General features: G+C 58.5%; 17 protein-coding genes. 9 read left to right on the top strand and 8 right to left on the bottom strand.

What is annotated here, in order from left to right:
• Positions 1 to 44 precede the first annotated feature (44 nt).
• The gene (gene rsfS / locus LCM21_RS18980; protein ID WP_068338936.1) at positions 45 to 404 is read right to left on the bottom strand and encodes a ribosome silencing factor; all 360 of its coding nucleotides are present in this window, start codon (positions 402 to 404) and stop codon (positions 45 to 47) included.
• A 164-nt stretch (positions 405 to 568) separates the two neighbouring features.
• Complete coding sequence (locus LCM21_RS18975; RefSeq protein ID WP_224891997.1) at positions 569 to 1,921, bottom strand: mechanosensitive ion channel family protein; 1,353 nt, start codon at positions 1,919 to 1,921, stop codon at positions 569 to 571.
• Positions 1,922 to 2,162: 241 nt separating this feature from the next.
• Here LCM21_RS18975 and leuC point away from each other — a divergent pair, with 241 nt between their 5' ends.
• The 5 genes from leuC (at position 2,163) to LCM21_RS18950 (ending at position 6,998) form a co-directional block, all read left to right on the top strand.
• On the top strand, positions 2,163 to 3,566 hold the full coding sequence (leuC, locus tag LCM21_RS18970) for a 3-isopropylmalate dehydratase large subunit (RefSeq protein WP_068338440.1): 1,404 nt from the start codon (positions 2,163 to 2,165) through the stop codon (positions 3,564 to 3,566).
• A 37-nt stretch (positions 3,567 to 3,603) separates the two neighbouring features.
• Positions 3,604 to 4,149, top strand: coding sequence for an HdeD family acid-resistance protein (locus LCM21_RS18965; RefSeq protein ID WP_068338438.1), 546 nt, complete (start codon positions 3,604 to 3,606; stop codon positions 4,147 to 4,149).
• A gap of 42 nt (positions 4,150 to 4,191) precedes the next feature.
• Positions 4,192 to 4,797 carry a 3-isopropylmalate dehydratase small subunit gene (gene leuD, locus LCM21_RS18960; protein WP_224891996.1) on the top strand — a complete coding sequence of 202 codons (606 nt, stop codon included), beginning with the start codon at positions 4,192 to 4,194 and terminating at the stop codon, positions 4,795 to 4,797.
• A gap of 381 nt (positions 4,798 to 5,178) precedes the next feature.
• Positions 5,179 to 5,958, top strand: coding sequence for a hypothetical protein (locus LCM21_RS18955; RefSeq protein WP_224891995.1), 780 nt, complete (start codon positions 5,179 to 5,181; stop codon positions 5,956 to 5,958).
• On the top strand, positions 5,955 to 6,998 hold the full coding sequence (locus LCM21_RS18950) for an endonuclease/exonuclease/phosphatase family protein (protein ID WP_224891994.1): 1,044 nt from the start codon (positions 5,955 to 5,957) through the stop codon (positions 6,996 to 6,998). The genes LCM21_RS18955 and LCM21_RS18950 overlap by 4 nt, the downstream gene beginning before the upstream one ends.
• 75 nt (positions 6,999 to 7,073) lie before the next feature.
• Here the strand turns inward: LCM21_RS18950 and LCM21_RS18945 are convergent, their stop codons facing one another.
• A complete protein-coding gene (locus LCM21_RS18945; RefSeq protein WP_224891993.1) occupies positions 7,074 to 7,601 on the bottom strand; it encodes a redoxin domain-containing protein in 528 nt (175 codons plus the stop codon).
• Between the two features lie 91 nt (positions 7,602 to 7,692).
• On the opposite strand from LCM21_RS18945, the gene leuB reads away from it, so the two are divergent.
• A complete protein-coding gene (gene leuB, locus LCM21_RS18940) occupies positions 7,693 to 8,796 on the top strand; it encodes a 3-isopropylmalate dehydrogenase (protein WP_224891992.1) in 1,104 nt (367 codons plus the stop codon).
• A gap of 60 nt (positions 8,797 to 8,856) precedes the next feature.
• Here the strand turns inward: leuB and LCM21_RS18935 are convergent, their stop codons facing one another.
• The gene (locus LCM21_RS18935) at positions 8,857 to 11,040 is read right to left on the bottom strand and encodes a transglycosylase domain-containing protein (RefSeq protein ID WP_224891991.1); all 2,184 of its coding nucleotides are present in this window, start codon (positions 11,038 to 11,040) and stop codon (positions 8,857 to 8,859) included.
• 259 nt (positions 11,041 to 11,299) lie between these two features.
• On the opposite strand from LCM21_RS18935, the gene LCM21_RS18930 reads away from it, so the two are divergent.
• Together LCM21_RS18930 and LCM21_RS18925 are read left to right on the top strand one after the other, a co-directional pair.
• Entirely contained in the window at positions 11,300 to 11,638 is a 339-nt protein-coding gene (locus LCM21_RS18930; RefSeq protein ID WP_068338425.1) for a P-II family nitrogen regulator, read from the top strand.
• A 32-nt stretch (positions 11,639 to 11,670) separates the two neighbouring features.
• On the top strand, positions 11,671 to 12,996 hold the full coding sequence (locus LCM21_RS18925; RefSeq protein ID WP_068338423.1) for an ammonium transporter: 1,326 nt from the start codon (positions 11,671 to 11,673) through the stop codon (positions 12,994 to 12,996).
• A gap of 70 nt (positions 12,997 to 13,066) precedes the next feature.
• On the opposite strand, the gene LCM21_RS18920 is transcribed toward LCM21_RS18925, so the two are convergent.
• From LCM21_RS18920 to LCM21_RS18905, 4 genes are all read right to left on the bottom strand, one after another.
• Positions 13,067 to 14,251 carry an amino acid aminotransferase gene (locus LCM21_RS18920; RefSeq protein WP_224891990.1) on the bottom strand — a complete coding sequence of 395 codons (1,185 nt, stop codon included), beginning with the start codon at positions 14,249 to 14,251 and terminating at the stop codon, positions 13,067 to 13,069.
• The gene (gene sseA, locus LCM21_RS18915) at positions 14,251 to 15,105 is read right to left on the bottom strand and encodes a 3-mercaptopyruvate sulfurtransferase (RefSeq protein WP_224891989.1); all 855 of its coding nucleotides are present in this window, start codon (positions 15,103 to 15,105) and stop codon (positions 14,251 to 14,253) included. Before sseA ends, LCM21_RS18920 begins: the two co-directional genes overlap by 1 nt.
• An 80-nt stretch (positions 15,106 to 15,185) precedes the next feature.
• Entirely contained in the window at positions 15,186 to 15,455 is a 270-nt protein-coding gene (locus tag LCM21_RS18910) for a CBU_0592 family membrane protein (protein ID WP_068338417.1), read from the bottom strand.
• A gap of 15 nt (positions 15,456 to 15,470) precedes the next feature.
• The gene (locus LCM21_RS18905) at positions 15,471 to 16,034 is read right to left on the bottom strand and encodes a helix-turn-helix domain-containing protein (protein WP_224891988.1); all 564 of its coding nucleotides are present in this window, start codon (positions 16,032 to 16,034) and stop codon (positions 15,471 to 15,473) included.
• Between the two features lie 107 nt (positions 16,035 to 16,141).
• Here LCM21_RS18905 and ilvD point away from each other — a divergent pair, with 107 nt between their 5' ends.
• Entirely contained in the window at positions 16,142 to 17,974 is a 1,833-nt protein-coding gene (gene ilvD, locus LCM21_RS18900) for a dihydroxy-acid dehydratase (protein ID WP_224891987.1), read from the top strand.
• Positions 17,975 to 18,105: the final 131 nt, after the last annotated feature.

Genomic DNA, 18,105 nt, shown 5'->3' with positions numbered 1-18,105 from the left:
ATTTCTCTCGCCACCGGCCTGTTAATGCAGACCGGGATAGCGCCTCAGTTGGCCGAGGCGCTGCCGCCCTGAGGCAGCCACATCTTTTCCAGCTGGTAGAATTCACGAACTTCGGGGCGGAAGATATGGACGATCACGTCGCCCGTATCGATCAGCACCCAGTCGCCGGCATCCTTGCCTTCGACCTTCGAGGTGAAGCCGAACTCCTGCTTGATGCGATCCGTCAGTTTTTCCGCCATGGCCGAGACCTGACGGGTCGACCGACCCGAGGCAATCACCATGTAATCCGCAACCGATGATTTGCCCTGCAGGTTAATCTGCACGACATCTTCGGCCTTGTCATCGGAAAGTGAGGAAAGGATACGCTCAAGCAGCTTGTCGCTGATTGACTGAGAGTGGGCCATCACGCTGGCCCCGTCTTCGGCAGGCAAACCCGCCTGTGTATGTAGAGACAGGACATTGTCCTCCTTTGCTGCGCGCCGCAAACCCCCGGCGCCGGGGTAGTATAAAGGTAGCAAGAGGAATGCAACATTTCAATGAAATGCCGCGACACGTAAGGCACGAGGGGTCACTCTTTGGCGACCTGTTGCGTGGCTGCGTCGTCGTCCAGCAACCGAACCTCGCGCTGTGGGAAGGGGATTGAGATACCCTGCTCTTTGAACGCGTCCCACAGGGCGAGGTAGACATTGCCCCGAATATTGGTCAGCCCCTTGGTCGGATCGCTGATCCAGAACCGCAGCACATAGTCGACACTGCTGTCGCCAAACCCTGTGATGTGGCAAACCGGTTCGTGCGACCCGCCGCTGAGCACGCGCTTGACCCCTTTGACCGCCCGGATCGCGGTTGCGCGCACCTGATGCGGATCATCGGCATAGCTGGTGCCAAAATCCAGATCCAACCGCACGAACCGGTCCGAATGCGACCAGTTCACCACCTGATTGGTAATCAAATCCTCGTTCGGGATCAGGTACTCCCGCCCGTCCCGCGTCACAACCGAAACATACCGCGCGCCCAGCGCGTTGATCCAACCGAACGTATCGCCCAGCGAGATCACATCACCCGGCTTGATGGACCGGTCCATCAGGATGATGATCCCCGAGATCAGGTTTGACACCACCTTTTGCAGGCCAAAGCCGATCCCCACACCGATCGCACCGGACAGCAGCGCGATGCCTGTCAGATCAAAGCCCAACGTGCGGATGGCAACCAGAAAGACAGCACCGTAAAGCACGACCTGGATGCCTTTGGCCAAAAGCACCTGCATCGATGGGGAAATATCGTCGTTGCTCTGCAAACCCCGTTCGGCCGCGCGGGTACCTAAACGGGCCAGAGTCAGCAGGATACCAATCAGCAGGGTCGCCTTGAGGATCCCAAGGACCGAGATGTGCAGCTCACCAATGGATACCGCAACACCGTCCAGAAACTCGGCCACATCATCCGTAAGATTAAGTGCAATCAGCGTTGCATAGACCCACATGGCCCATTTGAAAATCCGCCGCAGCGTCCGGTTGCGCACCAGACGGGCAACCAGAGCAATCGCCAGCCATGCCGTTGCCAGCGTCGCCACAACCCCGATGATGTAGCTGCGTGATGGCCAAGTGATCTGCTGCATCAGCAGGTACAACGCCCAGGAGAGCACCACGAAATAGACCAAAGTCAGGCGCTGCATCAGCTGGACCAGGGTTCGCAACCGCCATTTTGGCCAGCCGGCCCGGGCCCGTGCCCAAGTTTCCCATCGGCCTTGTGTCACCAGTCTCAGGGCATAGGCAACGGCCCACAGAACCAGAATGATGACCAACTGGTGCTGCCGCCAGCCGGGCGTGACAATCAGCTCGACAAGATTTTCGAATTGCACGGAAAAACCCGCTGTCATGTTCTGATAGAGGTCCGACAGCGAACTGGGGATCAGATCTTGGTCCATGCTGCCAGCTTGTACAGCGTTTCCAAATGATGCAAGCCCGGTGCGGGATTGAACCTTGATTGACGGCAAACCCCGTTATATCTGGTGCGCATGAGACTCAATGTGGCCCAATTCCAGAATCTGGAAGACCGCGCGCGCCTGCGTGAGCGGTTCTTTGGGGCTGCCCGCACGGTCCTGGCACGCCTACCTGTCGCTTGAGCCAACTCGCCAGCTATTTCTCATTACATACGGGAGAGGACCGATGTCCCCCAAAACACTCTATGACAAGATCTGGGATGCCCATGTCGCGCACGAAGCCGATGATGGCACCTGCCTGCTGTATATCGACCGCCATCTGGTGCACGAAGTCACGAGCCCGCAGGCATTCGAAGGTCTGCGCATGGCGGGCCGTCCGGTGCGCGCGCCGGAAAAGACCATCGCCGTGCCGGATCACAATGTTCCTACCACGCCCGATCGCGTGAACGGGATCGAGAACCCTGAATCGCGTATTCAGGTTGAGGCTCTGGACAAGAACGCCAAAGATTTTGGCATTCACTATTACCCGGTGAATGACGTCCGTCAGGGTATCGTGCACATTGTTGGCCCGGAACAAGGCTGGACCCTGCCCGGCATGACCGTCGTCTGCGGCGACAGCCACACCGCGACCCACGGCGCGTTTGGCGCGCTGGCCCATGGTATCGGTACGTCAGAGGTTGAGCATGTATTGGCAACCCAGACCCTGATCCAAAAAAAATCAAAGAATATGAAGGTGGAAATCACCGGCAAACTGCAGCCGGGCGTGACCGCCAAGGATATCACTCTGGCTGTTATCGGTGAGACCGGCACCGCGGGCGGCACAGGCTATGTCATCGAATATTGCGGCGAAGCAATCCGCAACTTGTCGATGGAAGGCCGCATGACCGTCTGCAACATGGCGATCGAAGGCGGCGCCCGCGCTGGCCTGATCGCGCCTGATGAGACCACGTTTGAGTATGTCAAAGGCCGCCCGCACGCCCCCAAAGGTGCCCAGTGGGAAGCAGCGATGGATTGGTGGAAGACACTCTATACCGATGAAGGCGCACATTTCGACAAGGTCGTCACCATACGTGGCGAGGATATCGCGCCGGTCGTTACATGGGGCACCAGCCCCGAGGATGTTCTGCCGATCACGGCAACCGTGCCGCACCCCGAAGACTTCGAAGGCGGCAAGGTCGACGCAGCGCGCCGTTCAATCGAATACATGGGGCTGCAAGCCGGTCAAAAGCTGAGCGATGTGGAAATCGACACCGTCTTTATCGGGTCCTGCACCAATGGCCGGATCGAGGATCTGCGCGCCGCTGCCGAAATCCTGAAAGGCAAGAAGATCAAGGACGGCATGCGCGCCATGGTCGTTCCTGGATCAGGCCTTGTGCGCATGCAGGCCGAAGAAGAAGGCCTTGCCGATATCTTCAAAGAGGCCGGTTTCGAATGGCGTCTGGCAGGATGTTCGATGTGTCTGGCGATGAACCCCGACCAGTTGCAGCCGGGTGAACGCTGCGCGGCGACCTCAAACCGCAACTTCGAAGGCCGTCAGGGGCGTGGTGGGCGTACCCATCTGCTTAGCCCGGCAATGGCTGCCGCAGCGGCAATCACAGGACGGCTGACAGACGTCCGTGAATTGATGTAAGGTCCCCTCATATCTAGATATTTGAGGGATTAAGAATATGAGTGACTGGATTAAATGGCTTCTGCTGGGGCTGCTGTCGATTGCGTTTGGTATTTTTGTGCTGGGCGCGCCGGTTGTGGCGTCGATCGCCGTAACCATGGTAACCGGCGTGTTGCTGCTGATTTCGGGCGGGCTGCAAGTTGTGGGCGGCTTCACGGTCGAAGGAGTAGGCAACAAAATCCTGTCACTCATAATGGGTGCCGTGATGTTGTTTCTGGGCTGGTCGTTTCTGGATAACCCACTGGAGGGGACATTGACCCTGACAACTGTGGTCATGATCCTGTTTGTGGCTGGCGGAATCGCTCGCATCATTTTGTCGTTCCAGATGCGTGGCACTCAATTCTACTGGCCAACGCTGATTTCAGGTGTCCTGTCCCTGGCCTTGGCCGCCTACATCCTTGCCAATGCCTCGATAGGGCTGGCGCTGAGCTTGTTGGGTATCTTGTTGGGTATCGAGATGCTGTTCAACGGGTTCGGATTGGTTTTCATGGCGCTCTTTATCAAAAGCGCGCCCAATGACGTAACGGAAGCGAAAGAAGCTTAAACGCGGGGCACGGGCGCGGCCCTCTCCCGCAGGAGAATGAACATGGAAAAGTTTGAAAAAGTCCACGGGGTGGCCGCCCCAATGCCGCTGATCAATATCGACACGGATATGATCATCCCGAAGGTACACCTTAAAACCATCAAACGGTCCGGTCTTGGCGTCGTGCTGTTTGACGAGATGCGCTATCACGACGACGGTCAGGAAAACCCCGAGTTCGTTCTGAACAAGCCCGCGTATCGTGAGGCCGACATTCTTGTCGCGGGGGACAATTTCGGCTGCGGCTCGTCGCGTGAACATGCGCCTTGGGCGATCAAGGATTTTGGCATCAAGGTTGTGATCTCAACCAGCTTTGCAGATATCTTTTTCAACAACTGCTTCAAGAACGGCATCCTGCCCATAGTGGTCAACGAAGAACACCATGCGATCCTGATGGACGACGCGCACAAAGGTGAAAACGCACGTATGACCGTCAATCTGGAAGATCAGCAAATCACGACATCGGATGGGTTTGTGATCGAGTTCGACATCGATCCGCATCGCAAACACTGCCTTTTGAACGGTTTGGACGATATCGGTCTGACCATGGAAAAAGATCACCACATCGACAAGTTTGAGGAACACGCGAGTCAAGCCCGTCCCTGGGTGTGATTCTGAGGACGAATCTGTGGACACTCAACCAATGGGGTCGCTTCGGCGGCCCCATTCTCATTCTTGGGGTTAAATTTTAGTAAACCACAATATATAGATACCCTGTTGCGATACACGTCGGATTTGCGTCGAAAATGATGCAATCCCGCACCAGTTGCGCCATCTTTTTGCCCAAAACTCAGTGTTTTCTAAAGCTTGGCTTGAGCGAAATGTCGCTTATCGCCAATGTCTGGAATTTAAGAGGCATCCGTCTACGAAACATGCGGCGGGCACGAGTTGGAACGAAGTCGGCGTAGAATCGGCTATTCCGGTTTGGAAAGGGTTCGGATAGTGATTGCGCGCACAACAGGGGCGGCGATTCGGGGTATATTGGTCGCCTTAATGGTACTGACCCCCGCATTGTACCTGCCCATATCGTCAACAAACGGCACCGAGATCGTCGTCTTCCTTGCGATTCTCGCCTTTTTCCTGACATTTGCCGAATACAACTCGGCTTTTCCCAGCTTTATCGAATTCCGCGACGCGCCGCCTGTGAACCGCTTGCGCTTTGTCGGGCTGATGTCGATGGTCACCTTCCTGACGCTGATCTGTAAAAACGCCTATGTGCCAACTGATCTGACCGGGTCATTCTATGCGATGGGTCTGGGCGTCGCTAATGTAGTTGATTTCCCTTACTCACCCGTTCGCCTTGTCGTTCTGGTTCTGCCTGCTGATGCCAGCCCGCAGCTGATCGAATTGGTTCGCATTTCGGCCAGCGTGGCTTATGTCGCTGCGTTGGTGACGATCGCAAGCTTTGCTTACGCCGTGAAAATGCGTGGTTGGCCCACCGGTAACGGCGCATTCAACGTTTGGACCAACCTGCCGTTGTTCGACCCGACCAAAGGCGGAGATGTCGTTACCCGGCTGCAAAGGGACGGGCGCCTGAACATCTCAATCGGGGTGCTGCTGCCCTTCCTGATCCCAGCCGTGATCAAGCTGTTGACTGATTTTGCCAACCCGATTTCGCTGAGCAACCCGCAGACCCTGATCTGGACCATGAGCGCCTGGGCCTTCCTACCCGCCAGCATGATCATGCGCGGCATGGCAACATTGCGCATCGCCAACCTGATTGTCGAAAAACGCCGCGCCTATTCTACCACCGACTTCACACAGGCTGCATGATCCGCGCCCTGTTTATCTTACTGCTGCCGATGATGGCGCAGGCCGAGACAGTGCGCATTGCCACGTACAACACCGAACTCAGCCGCGATGGACCGGGCCTGCTGCTGCGCGACATTCAGCGCGGCGACCCGCAGGTGCAGGCCGTGGTCGATGTGCTTGTCGCGGCGCAGTCGGATATCGTTGCCCTGCAGGGGGTCGACTGGGACTTGGAGGGGCAAGCTATTGCCGCTTTGATCGACCAACTCCGCACGACAGGACTGGACTATCCCTATCATTTTTCTGGGGTTCCGAATTCGGGGCTCGAAACCGCGTTGGACCTGAATGGTGACGGGCGCACCCATGGCCCGGCAGACGCCCAGGGCTGGGGCCACTTCACCGGTCAAGCGGGGTTGGCGGTGCTTTCGCGTTACCCCATCAATGAAGACAAGGTGCAGGACTTTACCAACCTGCTGTGGCGTGACCTGCCGGGTGCAGAATTGCCGGTTACGGACGCCGGTCCTTTCCCCTCGGAAGAGGCGCAGGCCATACAGCGCCTGTCTTCTGCTGCCCATTGGATCGTGCCTGTGGACACGCCAATCGGGTCGCTGGACCTGATGACGTTTCACGCCGCGCCGCCTGTGTTTGACGGGCCCGAAGATCGCAACGGGTTGCGGAACCGTGATGAGATCCGCTTCTGGTCTCTTGTTTTGGACGGTGAACTCGGGCGCAAACCGGATGGCCCGTTCGTTATCGCCGCAGATGCCAACTTGGACCCCGTGCGGGGGGATGGGCGCACCGAAGCAATACAAGCTCTGCTGACCGATCCGCGGCTGCAGGATCCCCGCCCCGCTGATACGTCAGGCGCGCTGACGACCGTGGAATGGAAGGCCGTAGGCGAGATGCGGGTCGATTATGTGCTGCCATCAGCGGACCTGCAGGTCTTGGATGCGGGCATCTTTTGGCCTGACCCGGACACGCCCCTGCGGAAAACGGCTGAGCAAGCCAGCAGGCACCGACTGGTGTGGGTGGACGTAACCGCGCCTACCCGCCCAATGAACTGACTTGCCCAATTTGTCCGATGACGTTCCGAACTCTACCTACCATGAGCGGAACAAGTTCGCCTTGGCCACGACTGGTCAGAGCGGGCCGGTGTAAGTTCCGCGCGGCGGGTAGTTACTGCCCAGGGTAAATTTCAGACCACCCACAATATCGGACGTGGATGGACGCCCGAATGGTGTTGTTTGCTGCCAGGCAAAGTAAAGCGACCGGTCAGGTGCGATATAGAAATGCCCCGGCTCCGCAAACAGTGCCGGTTCCGCGCTGCCCTCGCGCGCGGTTGAGATATTCAGCCCCCAATCCTCGCGCGCGGCTGCCAGCGGCAGGCTGTGACCCACACGCAGGCGCGAGACGCCAGCCTTCTGCGCGGTTTCCGCCGCGCGATCCGCCCTATCTGTCGAGATCATGATCACTTCGACGCCCAGCGCGGCAAACTCATCCAGGGCGGCTTCGACCTCGGACATTTGCCTGATGCAGATCGGGCAGTGCAGACCCCTATACTGAATCACCAGCGTGCCATTTTCCCCATTGTCGGCATCCAGATCGAATGTTCCGTGACCGACAGTATCGATTTTCAGCGCAGGGACGGGTTTTCCCGGTATCAGCATGTATTTTCCTCGTAGATTGACGGGTTCGTCTCATTGACCCGATGCGGCGCAGACGCTAGGGCCTTTTCGACCAAACGCAAGGAGATCCTTCATGTCCAACCCTTCGCTCCTCATCCTGCCCGGAGACGGAATTGGCCCCGAAGTTATGGCCGAAGTGCGCAGAATTATCGATTGGTTCAGCGACAAGCGTGACCTTCACTTTGACGTGAGCGAAGATCTGGTGGGCGGCGCGGCTTATGACGCGCATGGAAAGCCCCTGTCCGATGAAACCATGGCCAAGGCGCAAGAGGTGGACGCGGTTCTGCTGGGTGCCGTGGGTGGCCCGAAATACGACGATCTGGATTTCAGCCTCAAGCCCGAGCGCGGTCTGCTGCGCCTGCGCAAGGAAATGGACCTGTATTCAAACCTGCGTCCGGCACAGTGTTTCGACGCGCTGGCCGATTTCTCATCGCTGAAAAAAGACATCGTCGCGGGTCTCGACATCATGATCGTGCGCGAGCTGACCTCTGGCGTTTATTTCGGCGAGCCGCGCGGCATTTTCGAAGAAGGTAATGAGCGCGTCGGCATCAACACCCAGCGCTATACCGAATCCGAGATTGAGCGCGTCGCGCGTTCGGCCTTTGAGTTGGCAATGCGCCGGAACAAGAAACTTTGCTCAATGGAAAAGGCCAATGTGATGGAATCGGGCATCCTGTGGCGTGAAGTCGTGACCCGCGTAAGCCAGGACTATCCCGAAGTCAAGCTGAGCCATATGTATGCCGACAACGGCGCCATGCAGCTGGTGCGCGCGCCCAAGCAGTTTGACGTGATCCTTACAGACAACCTGTTCGGCGACATCCTGTCGGACTGCGCCGCGATGCTGACCGGATCGCTTGGTATGTTGCCCTCGGCCAGCCTTGGTGCGCCGATGGCCAATGGCCGCCCCAAGGCGATGTACGAGCCGGTGCACGGGTCTGCCCCGGATATCGCGGGTGAAGGCAAGGCCAACCCGATCGCCTGTATCCTCAGCTTTGCCATGGCGCTGCGCTATAGCTTTGATCAGGGCGACGAATCTGACCGCCTGGAAGCTGCGATCGAGAAGGTGTTGGCTGATGGCGTCCGCACCGGCGACCTGCTAGCTGATGAAGGGGTAACACCGGTCTCGACCACCCAGATGGGTGACGCGATTTTGGCCGCACTGGACAGTAGCCTCTGATCACTGGGTGCGATTGGACAGAAAGGCGGTGCCGGGTGCACCGCCTTTTTTGTTGACGTATCAGTTTCCGAAAAGGTTGTTCAGCAGGTTGTTGATGGCATTTTCAAAACCGCCACCCTGTCGGCGTCGCTGCTGTTGCGGCTGAGCTGTCCGCACCGGGGGGTCCGGGGCCAGCATGGGCAGCGGCGTGGGCGTCATACCTTCGGTCACGCGCAGCATGGTTTCCCGCCATATCTCGGCAGGCAATCCACCACCCGTCACGCCGGACAGGGGCGTGTTGTCATCATACCCCATCCACACACCGGCCACATAATCCGCTGTGAACCCAATAAACCAGGCATCCCGTGCTGCCTGGGTCGTGCCAGTCTTGCCTGCCACCTGCCAGCCCGGTAGCTTTGCGCGTCCACCGGTGCCTTCTGACACCACGCGCTCCATCATCCAGGTCAGTTGCTTGGCAGCCTTGTCGTTGATCACCCGTTCGCCGATGCCGGTTGTCGTCACCATCACGGGCGTTTCATCCCCCAGCAGCTTAAGCTCAGACAACCCGTATGGCTCGACCGCGGAACCGCCGTTGAGGATACCGGCATAAGCTCCGGTCATCTCGATCAGTGTGCTTTCCGACGCGCCCAGTGCCAGGGCCGGACCCTGCGCCAGATCGCTTTCAATACCAAATTCGCTGGCTACCGTGCGGACATTATCCAGCCCTGCAACCTCGGCCGCTTTGACCGCGGGGATGTTCAACGAATTCTTCAGCGCATCCGCAAGGGTGACCCGACCGTAGAACTTGTTGGTATAGTTCTTGGGGCACCACTGGCCCGAACCCGGAATATTAACGCAATACGGTTCGTCCACGACCGTATCCAGCGGGGAATAGCCCAATTCCAGCGCCGTGGCATAGACGAAGGGCTTGAAGGACGACCCGGTTTGGCGCAGCGCCTGCGTGGCACGGTTGAACGCGCCGGATACGCGTGTTTTGCGCCCGCCGACCATTGCGCGCACGGCACCATCCGCAGACATCACAACAATCGCGGCCTGCGCCTTGGACCCTTCGCGGACCTTTTCCTGAAAGATGTATTTCAGCGCCTCTTCCGCCGATTTCTGAAGCCGTTGATCCAGCGTGGTGCGGATCACGACGTCATCTCTGGTGTTCGTGCCAAAATAGCTTGGCAATTCGGTGATGACCCAATCGGCAAAATAGCCACCAGCCTGCGCAGCGGCCGCCTCGGACAGCTCAGCCGGATTGTTGCGCGCAGTGCTGGCCTGGGCAGTGGTCAGATAGTCCTGATCCTCCATCAACCCAATGACCAAGCGCGCCCGGTTTTGCGAACGTTGCAGGTTGTTCGTCGGCGCATAGCGTGTCGGTGCAACCAGCAGACCCGCCAGCATCGCCGCCTGTGCTGGGTTTACCTCAGCCGCTGAGATGCCGAAATAGCGCTGGCTTGCGGCTTCGAACCCACGCGCGCCTGCGCCAAGGAATGCGCGGTTCAGATAGATCGTAAGGATTTCATCCTTTGAGTATTTGACCTCCATCGCGATAGCATAGACCGCCTCTTTGGCCTTACGCCACAACGATCCCTGACGGCAATCCGCCTCATAGGCGGCTTCGGAGTCCCATTCGCCTGGAACATATGGCACTCCCAGGCACAGAAGCTTCGCGGTTTGTTGCGTGATCGTCGATCCGCCATGCCCTGACAATGGCCCGCGCCCTTCGCTCAGGTTGATGCGTACGGCACTGGCAATACCGCGCGGGCTGACCCCGAAATGCCGGTAGAATCGTTTATCTTCGGTGGCGACGACGGCGTTTTTCAAATGCGGCGAGACGGTATCCGCCGTAATGACGCCACCGAATTGATCGCCACGCCATGCAAAGACATCTCCGTTGCGGTCCAGCAATGTGACCGAGCCACGCGCGCGCCCATCCAGCAAGGCATCCAGATCAGGCAGCGACGTGTAAACCACCCCGACGGCCAGCGCCAACAGCATGGCGGCGACTGCACCTACACGCCAGGTCACACCCCAGATCAGCCGCGCAGCCCAGCGAAAGAGGCGGCGAAAAAAACCGCCTCCGCCACCGGATTTCTTGCGCGTCTTTTTTCGGGTGGTTCTGCGCGCAGCCGTTTTGCGCGCAACCGCCTTCTTACCCGCGGGTTTCGCCGTTCGTTTGGTCGCTGCGGGCCTGCGCCCTTTCGACGGGTATCTTTTGTCCGCGACAAGCGGTGTCTTGCGGCGCCTGGACTCAGTCATGCTCAAACTCTGCCCGGTTATCGTTTTGAGGCACAATACCCCGCAATGGCGATGAAGTAGAGGTCTGAATTTCCGTCAAATCGCCTCATCAATTCGCCTAATTTTTAGTCATTCATATATTTTTGTGCAAAAATTGTGCACCTTGCCCCCAGTTTGCCCCCCATAGCGCCCTCTAACCGTTCCTTACTGCGGTCAGTCACGCTCTTTTTCTGCAAGTGCAAAACAGACCGGACGGACCCGGAAAGCAGAGGGGATAAACGTGAAACTGATTATTGCGACAATCAAGCCGTTCAAGCTTGAGGAGGTGCGCGAGGCACTGACCAACGCGGGCGTACGCGGCATGATGGTGACCGAAATCAAGGGCTTCGGCTCGCAATCGGGTCACACAGAAATCTATCGTGGCGCAGAATATGCCGTGAATTTCGTGCCCAAGATCAAACTGGAAATTGTGGTGCCTGCCACGATGGCCGACCAGATCGTCGAAACCATCACAAAAACCGCCAAGACCGGCAAGATCGGCGACGGCAAGATTTTCGTCCTCGAAGTTGAGCAGGCCATGCGCGTGCGGACCGGGGAAACGAACGAAGAGGCGCTGTAAGCGTCGCCATTCACAACATTCGAGGACTGACAATGAATCTGATGAAATCTCTCATCCCTGCTGCCGCGATCGTCGCGCTGCCGCAGATGGGCCTTGCGCAAGAGGCCACCGCGACCGGAGAGCCCGCGCTGCACACCCAGTATATCTTTACCACCCTGCTATTCCTGATGGCGGGTTTCCTAGTGTTTTTCATGGCCGCAGGCTTTGCAATGCTGGAAGGCGGCCTGGTACGCTCGAAGAACGTTGCCATGCAGATGACCAAAAACGTGGCGCTGTTTTCCCTTGCCGCGATCATGTACTGGCTGATCGGCTTTAACCTTATGTATCCCGGCGATGGCTGGACAATCGGGGGCTGGGTCGGACCGTTCTTTTCAACCACTGTTCTTGATCCGGTCGGTGTACCCGCCGAGGAAGCGGCGCTGGATTACGCGTCCATCGGATCGGACTTTTTCTTCCAGTTGGTCTTTGTGGCCGCGACCGCATCCATCGTGTCGGGCGCCGTTGCTGAGCGTATCAAACTCTGGCCGTTCCTGATCTTCGTCATCTTGCTGACAGGTGTCATGTACCCGATCTCGGGGTCGTGGCAGTGGGGTGGCGGCTGGCTGTCTGAAGCTGGTTTTTCTGACTTCGCCGGTTCGACCGTTGTTCACTCTGTCGGTGGCTGGGCGGCTCTTGCTGGCTGCATCATCCTTGGCCCGCGGATCGGAAAGTACAAAGATGGTAAGGTTCATCCGATCCCCGGTTCGAACCTCGCCTTGGCGACCCTGGGTACGTTCATCCTGTGGTTGGGCTGGTTCGGCTTTAACGGCGGCTCGCAACTGGCAATGGGCACCGTGGGCGATGTCTCGGACGTATCGCGCATCTTTGCCAATACCAACATGGCAGCCGCTTCGGGCGCTGTTGCAGCCCTGCTTCTGTCGCAGATCCTGTACAAAAAGCCTGACCTGACCATGGTGTTAAACGGTGCACTTGCCGGTCTGGTTTCGATCACGGCCGAGCCGCTGGCCCCAACCCTGTTCGGTGCCCTTTGGATCGGTGCGGTTGGCGGCGTGATCGTCGTGCTGGCGATCCCCATGCTCGACAAGTTCAAGATCGACGACGTGGTTGGTGCGATCCCGGTTCACCTGTTCGCGGGTATCTGGGGCACAATCGCCGTGATCTTCTACGGTGAGGCGAACCTTATCACGCAGCTGACCGGTATCGTCGCATATGGCGTGTTTACCTTCGTCGGTGCCCTGATCCTGTGGAGCGTGCTGAAGGCGACCTTGGGCATCCGCGTCAGCGAAGAAGAAGAGATCAACGGCCTCGACATGGCGGAACTGGGTATGGAAGCCTATCCGGAATTCTCCAAAGGCTAAGCGTTAGCCACGCGCAGACAAAAAAACCCGGGCGTTCGCGCCCGGGTTTTCTTTTTGTGAACAGGGTGGCTTAAACGCCAACCTCGACAATCGCCTTTGCCAGAATCGGCACGGTTGTCGCGTTCAGCCCGGCAATGTTCAGGCGGCTGTCGCCGATCATGTAGATCCCGTGATCTACGCGCAGTTTCTCGACCAGTTCAGGCGCTGCGCCCAGACGCGAGAACATGCCCCGGTGCTGCGCGACAAAGCCGAAACGATCAGAACCAGTCAGGCGCTGCAACTCGTCTGCCAGCTGCTGTCGTAGACCCAGCATGGAAAGTCGGACCTCTTCCAGCTCGGTCGCCCAATCCGCACGCAGGGCATCGTCGTTGAGGATCGTGGTCACAACGCGCGCGCCATGATCGGGTGGGAAGGAATAGTTCTGGCGATTTAAAAACGCCAGTGTCGCCTGATTCAGGGCCGTTTGCCCCGCGTCATTGCTGATCGCCATCAGCAGACCAGTGCGTTCGCGGTATACGCCGAAGTTCTTTGAACAGGAGGCTGCAATCAGGCATTCCTTGACCGAGGATGCCACCAGCCGCGCGCCTTGCGCGTCTTCTTCCAGACCGTCGCCGAAGCCCTGATAGGCAATGTCTATCATCGCCACCAGACCACGCTCGTTGATTAGGTTCACAACCTCTTGCCACTGGACCATATTCAGATTTGCGCCGGTCGGGTTGTGGCAGCAGCCATGCAACAGAACCACGTCGCCCGCCTTGGCGGTTTTCAGGTCCTCAATCATGCCATCGAAGTCGACACCGCGCGTTTCGTCATCGAAATAGCGGTACTGAACCGTCTCGATCCCCAGATAGTTCAGGATCGACAAATGGTTCGGCCATGTTGGATTAGACACAAAAACGCGGGCCGAAGGATTGGCCATGCGGATCATCTCAAACGCCTGACGGCAGGCGCCTGTGCCTCCGGGGGTTGCCACGGCCGCGATATTGGCACGCGGCACCGAGGCCCCAAGGATCAGACCGATCATCGCATCGGCATAAGCGGGATCACCGGCCAGACCTGTGTAGGCCTTGGTCTCCTGCTCTTCCAGAATACGTTTTTCGGCAGCTTTCACCGCCCGCATGACCGGAGTGATACCTTCGGCGTTCTTATAGACGCCAACACCCAGATCAATCTTATTGTCGCGCGGGTCTTCGCGGTACATCTGCATCAGCGCCAGGATCTTGTCGGCGGGCTGCGGTTTGAGGTTCTCGAACATCAGATCTCTCCGGTTGCGACGGGCAGGGTTGGGAAGGCACCCCATTCGGCCCAGGAGCCGTCATAAAGCGAATGGTCTTTCTTGCCCATGCGTTCCAGCGCAAGGCTGAGGATTGCGGCCGTTACACCCGATCCGCAGGACGTAATGGCAGGTTTCGACAGATCGACACCTGCGTCCTCGAATATGGCACGGCATTCGTCAGGTGATTTCATCGTACCATTTTTATTGAGCAAGTTGCCGAACGGTACATTCCGCGACCCTGGAATATGACCGGATCGCAGGCCTTCGCGCGGCTCGGCCTCGGCCCCGGCAAAACGGCCCGCCGACCGGGCGTCTATAATCTCGTGATCCGCCAGTTTCGCGGCGGCTGAAACCTGCGTCACGTCGCGCACCAGATGATTTTGCACACGCACGGTCATGTGGCGGTCACGGATGACGGGGGGCAGGTCTTCGACCTCGCGCCCTTCGGCCTGCCATTTGGGGAAACCGCCGTCCAGAACGGCCACGTTTTCCTGCCCCATCAGCCGGAACAGCCACCAAACCCGCGCGGCGGACATTAGCCCGGCACCGTCATAGACCACGACCTGATGACCATCGCCCACACCCATCGCCCGCAAGCGCGACATGAACTTTTCAACCGGCGGAGCCATATGCGGCAGGTCCGAGCGCAGGTCGGAAATCTCATCAATATCGAAGAACCGCGCGCCCGGGATGTGACCCGCGTCATATTCCGCCTTGGCGTCCCGCCCTTGTTGCGGCAGATACCAAGACCCGTCCAGAATCCGCAGATCCGGGTCTTTGATATGGGCGGCAAGCCATTCGGTTGAAACGAGGGTTTTTGGATCGTCCTGCATCAAAGCCTCCCCAAAGCGCGGTTGGTTTTTCCCTATACGCGCAGGCATGCGGGTTCAAGGCTGGAAGGGGGTTTGCAGGCTTAACCCGTGCGGCGAAGCCGAAAAAACTGAACGATCCCGATCAGGCTGATCAGAATCCAGAACCCTTCGATCAGCATCGAGGCCAGATTGAAGTTCTCAAGCAGCGAATAGACGATCAGAATGGACCCGGCGAGGTTCAGGACCGGAAAGGCTAGGTCATTGGAATTCATCATCCGCATCTGCGTGGCGAAATAGGCGGCTACAACGACCAGCGCCCCAAAAGACCCAATGGCATCTGCCAGCGTCAGACTGTTCAGCAATGCGGCCATACTTTACCCCTTGAATCAGCCGATCGCGGCCAGAGCGTCAAGCTGAGCGTAGTGATGCATATTCAGAAACGCCGCGCCCTGATCACCGGCACGGTAGCCATGCGGTAAATCGGCGGCGAACCGAAGCCCCTGCCCGGCCCGCAACGGAACCCATTCACCATCGCGCAGAATCTCAAGCGATCCATGCAGGACAAAAACCTCTTCGGTCACGCCATTGGCGTGGGCTGCGGATTCGTGGCTCTGGTTTGGCGCAAGATCAACATGAAAGGTTTCGGCCCGCAGCGCGGGATCAAAGGGAAACACGATCTTGACCTCAAGACTGCCGGGGAAAGTCACGGTACGAAACACGTCCGAACTGGGCGTTTCCCTCAGCGTTTCCGAACCGATGAGCGCGCCCAGCGGCAGTTGGAACCCTTTTGCGATTTTCCACAGCGTTGCGATGGTCGGGCTGGATTCGCCGCGCTCGATCTGGCCCAGCATTGCTTTGCTGACGCCGGTCATCTCTGCCACTTTGGATAGGCTCAAGCCCGCGGCGGCCCGCACATCCCTGAGCTTCAGTGTGATTTCGTCCGGTGCCATCTTCATCGTCTTTCAAATCCCCTTGTGCGTTATAGCGCACATGTGGTACGTGCGTTATAGCGCACATATCCCGCATATCGCAACCGGGGCAAAAGGGAAACAGCATCATGCCAATGTACCGATCCAGAACCTCCACGCATGGCCGCAACATGGCCGGTGCCCGCGGCCTGTGGCGTGCCACAGGCATGACCGAAAACGATTTCGGCAAACCAATCATCGCCATCGTCAACTCATTTACCCAGTTTGTGCCGGGCCACGTGCATCTGAAGGATCTGGGCCAGATGGTTGCGCGCGAAGTTGAGGCCGCAGGCGGTGTTGCCAAGGAATTCAACACCATCGCGGTGGATGACGGCATCGCAATGGGCCATGACGGCATGTTGTACTCGCTGCCGTCGCGCGAAGTGATCGCGGACTCGGTCGAATACATGGTCAACGCGCATTGCGCCGATGCGATGGTCTGTATCTCGAATTGCGACAAGATCACGCCCGGCATGCTGATGGCCGCGATGCGCCTGAACATCCCAGCGATCTTTGTCTCGGGCGGACCGATGGAGGCCGGCAAGATCGACATCGAAGATCTGGAGGCCAAAAAGATTGACCTCGTCGATGCTATGGTTGCCGCCGCTGATGACAGGTTCACCGATGAGCAGGTTCAGCATATCGAAGAGAACGCCTGCCCGACCTGCGGGTCGTGCTCGGGCATGTTTACCGCGAACTCGATGAACTGCCTGGCCGAGGCGCTGGGTCTTGCCCTGCCGGGCAACGGCTCGACCCTGGCCACGCATTCTGACCGCAAAGAGCTGTTCCTTGAAGCCGGTCGCCGGATCGTTGAAATCACCAAACGTCACTATGAACTGGACGAAAAGGGCTTCCTCCCGCGCGAGATCGCCACATTTGACGCCTTTGAAAACGCGATGAGCTTGGATATTGCCATGGGCGGATCCACCAACACCGTTCTTCACCTGCTGGCCATTGCCAATGAAGGCGGCGTCGACTTCACGATGAGCGACATGGACCGTCTGAGCCGTAAGGTGCCCTGCCTGTGCAAGGTCGCGCCCAACACCGAGAACGTACATATGGAGGACGTCCACCGCGCCGGCGGCATTTTCTCGATCCTCGGCGAACTCAGCCGGGCCGGGTTGTTCCACGAGCATTGCAACACTGTTCACACACCAACCATGGGTGAGGCGATTGCCAACTGGGACATCACGGTTGCCAATAACCCCAAGGCACAGGATCTGTTCAAGGCGGCCCCGGGCGGTGTGCGTACCACTCAGGCTTTCAGCCAGTCGAACCGATACAAAGAGCTGGACACCGATCGTGAAAACGGTGTCATCCGGACCAAGGAACACGCCTTCAGTCAAGATGGCGGTCTGGCCGTTCTGTTCGGCAACATCGCGCGTGACGGATGTATCGTAAAAACCGCGGGCGTGGATGAAAGCAGCCTGACATTCACCGGTTCAGCCTATGTCTGCGAAAGCCAGGATCAGGCAGTCAACGACATTCTGACCGGCAAGGTCAAAGAGGGCGACGTCGTGGTGATCCGCTATGAAGGCCCGCGCGGCGGTCCGGGAATGCAAGAGATGCTGTACCCGACATCGTACCTAAAATCCAAAGGACTGGGCAAAGCCTGCGCCCTGCTGACCGATGGCCGGTTCTCGGGCGGCACGTCGGGCCTGTCGATCGGCCACGTCTCACCCGAAGCCGCCGAGGGCGGTGAGATCGGGCTGGTGCAGAACGGGGATAGGATTGAGATCGATATCCCCAACCGGACGATCCATCTGGCCGTGTCCGACGAAGAACTGGCCGAACGCCGCAAGGCGCAGGACGCAAAAGGATGGGAGCCTGCCCAGCCGCGCAAACGCAAGGTGTCCACGGCACTGAAAGCCTATGCGAAGCTGACCACCAGCGCGGCGAAAGGTGCCGTGCGTCAGGTCTGATCTCAACCGGTCCGCGCCACGTGGACCGGACGATTACCCAAATCCCAAAGGCTCCCGCGTCTGACCGGCACCATCGGCTTCGCCGATGCTTCCATCAGTCTTGGGCCGGGCGCCGCGCTGCGCGCGGCGCC

The organism is Ruegeria profundi (genome assembly GCF_020171505.1).
GTDB classification, from domain to species: Bacteria; Pseudomonadota; Alphaproteobacteria; order Rhodobacterales; family Rhodobacteraceae; genus Ruegeria; species Ruegeria profundi.
This window is presented reverse-complemented; position numbering and strand designations above follow the sequence as displayed.

Excerpts from the sequence above, each read along its gene's own strand:
- LCM21_RS18955 (WP_224891995.1), top strand. The coding sequence starts at position 5,179 with ATGGTACTGACCCCCGCATTGTACCTGCCCATATCGTCAACAAACGGC.
- LCM21_RS18965 (WP_068338438.1), top strand. The coding sequence starts at position 3,604 with ATGAGTGACTGGATTAAATGGCTTCTGCTGGGGCTGCTGTCGATTGCG.
- leuB (WP_224891992.1), top strand. The coding sequence starts at position 7,693 with ATGTCCAACCCTTCGCTCCTCATCCTGCCCGGAGACGGAATTGGCCCC.
- LCM21_RS18925 (WP_068338423.1), top strand. The coding sequence starts at position 11,671 with ATGAATCTGATGAAATCTCTCATCCCTGCTGCCGCGATCGTCGCGCTG.
- sseA (WP_224891989.1), bottom strand. The coding sequence starts at position 15,105 with ATGCAGGACGATCCAAAAACCCTCGTTTCAACCGAATGGCTTGCCGCC.
- ilvD (WP_224891987.1), top strand. The coding sequence starts at position 16,142 with ATGCCAATGTACCGATCCAGAACCTCCACGCATGGCCGCAACATGGCC.
- LCM21_RS18905 (WP_224891988.1), bottom strand. The coding sequence starts at position 16,034 with ATGGCACCGGACGAAATCACACTGAAGCTCAGGGATGTGCGGGCCGCC.
- LCM21_RS18910 (WP_068338417.1), bottom strand. The coding sequence starts at position 15,455 with ATGGCCGCATTGCTGAACAGTCTGACGCTGGCAGATGCCATTGGGTCT.
- leuD (WP_224891996.1), top strand. The coding sequence starts at position 4,192 with ATGGAAAAGTTTGAAAAAGTCCACGGGGTGGCCGCCCCAATGCCGCTG.
- leuC (WP_068338440.1), top strand. The coding sequence starts at position 2,163 with ATGTCCCCCAAAACACTCTATGACAAGATCTGGGATGCCCATGTCGCG.
- LCM21_RS18920 (WP_224891990.1), bottom strand. The coding sequence starts at position 14,251 with ATGTTCGAGAACCTCAAACCGCAGCCCGCCGACAAGATCCTGGCGCTG.
- LCM21_RS18935 (WP_224891991.1), bottom strand. The coding sequence starts at position 11,040 with ATGACTGAGTCCAGGCGCCGCAAGACACCGCTTGTCGCGGACAAAAGA.
- LCM21_RS18975 (WP_224891997.1), bottom strand. The coding sequence starts at position 1,921 with ATGGACCAAGATCTGATCCCCAGTTCGCTGTCGGACCTCTATCAGAAC.
- LCM21_RS18945 (WP_224891993.1), bottom strand. The coding sequence starts at position 7,601 with ATGCTGATACCGGGAAAACCCGTCCCTGCGCTGAAAATCGATACTGTC.
- rsfS (WP_068338936.1), bottom strand. The coding sequence starts at position 404 with ATGGCCCACTCTCAGTCAATCAGCGACAAGCTGCTTGAGCGTATCCTT.
- LCM21_RS18950 (WP_224891994.1), top strand. The coding sequence starts at position 5,955 with ATGATCCGCGCCCTGTTTATCTTACTGCTGCCGATGATGGCGCAGGCC.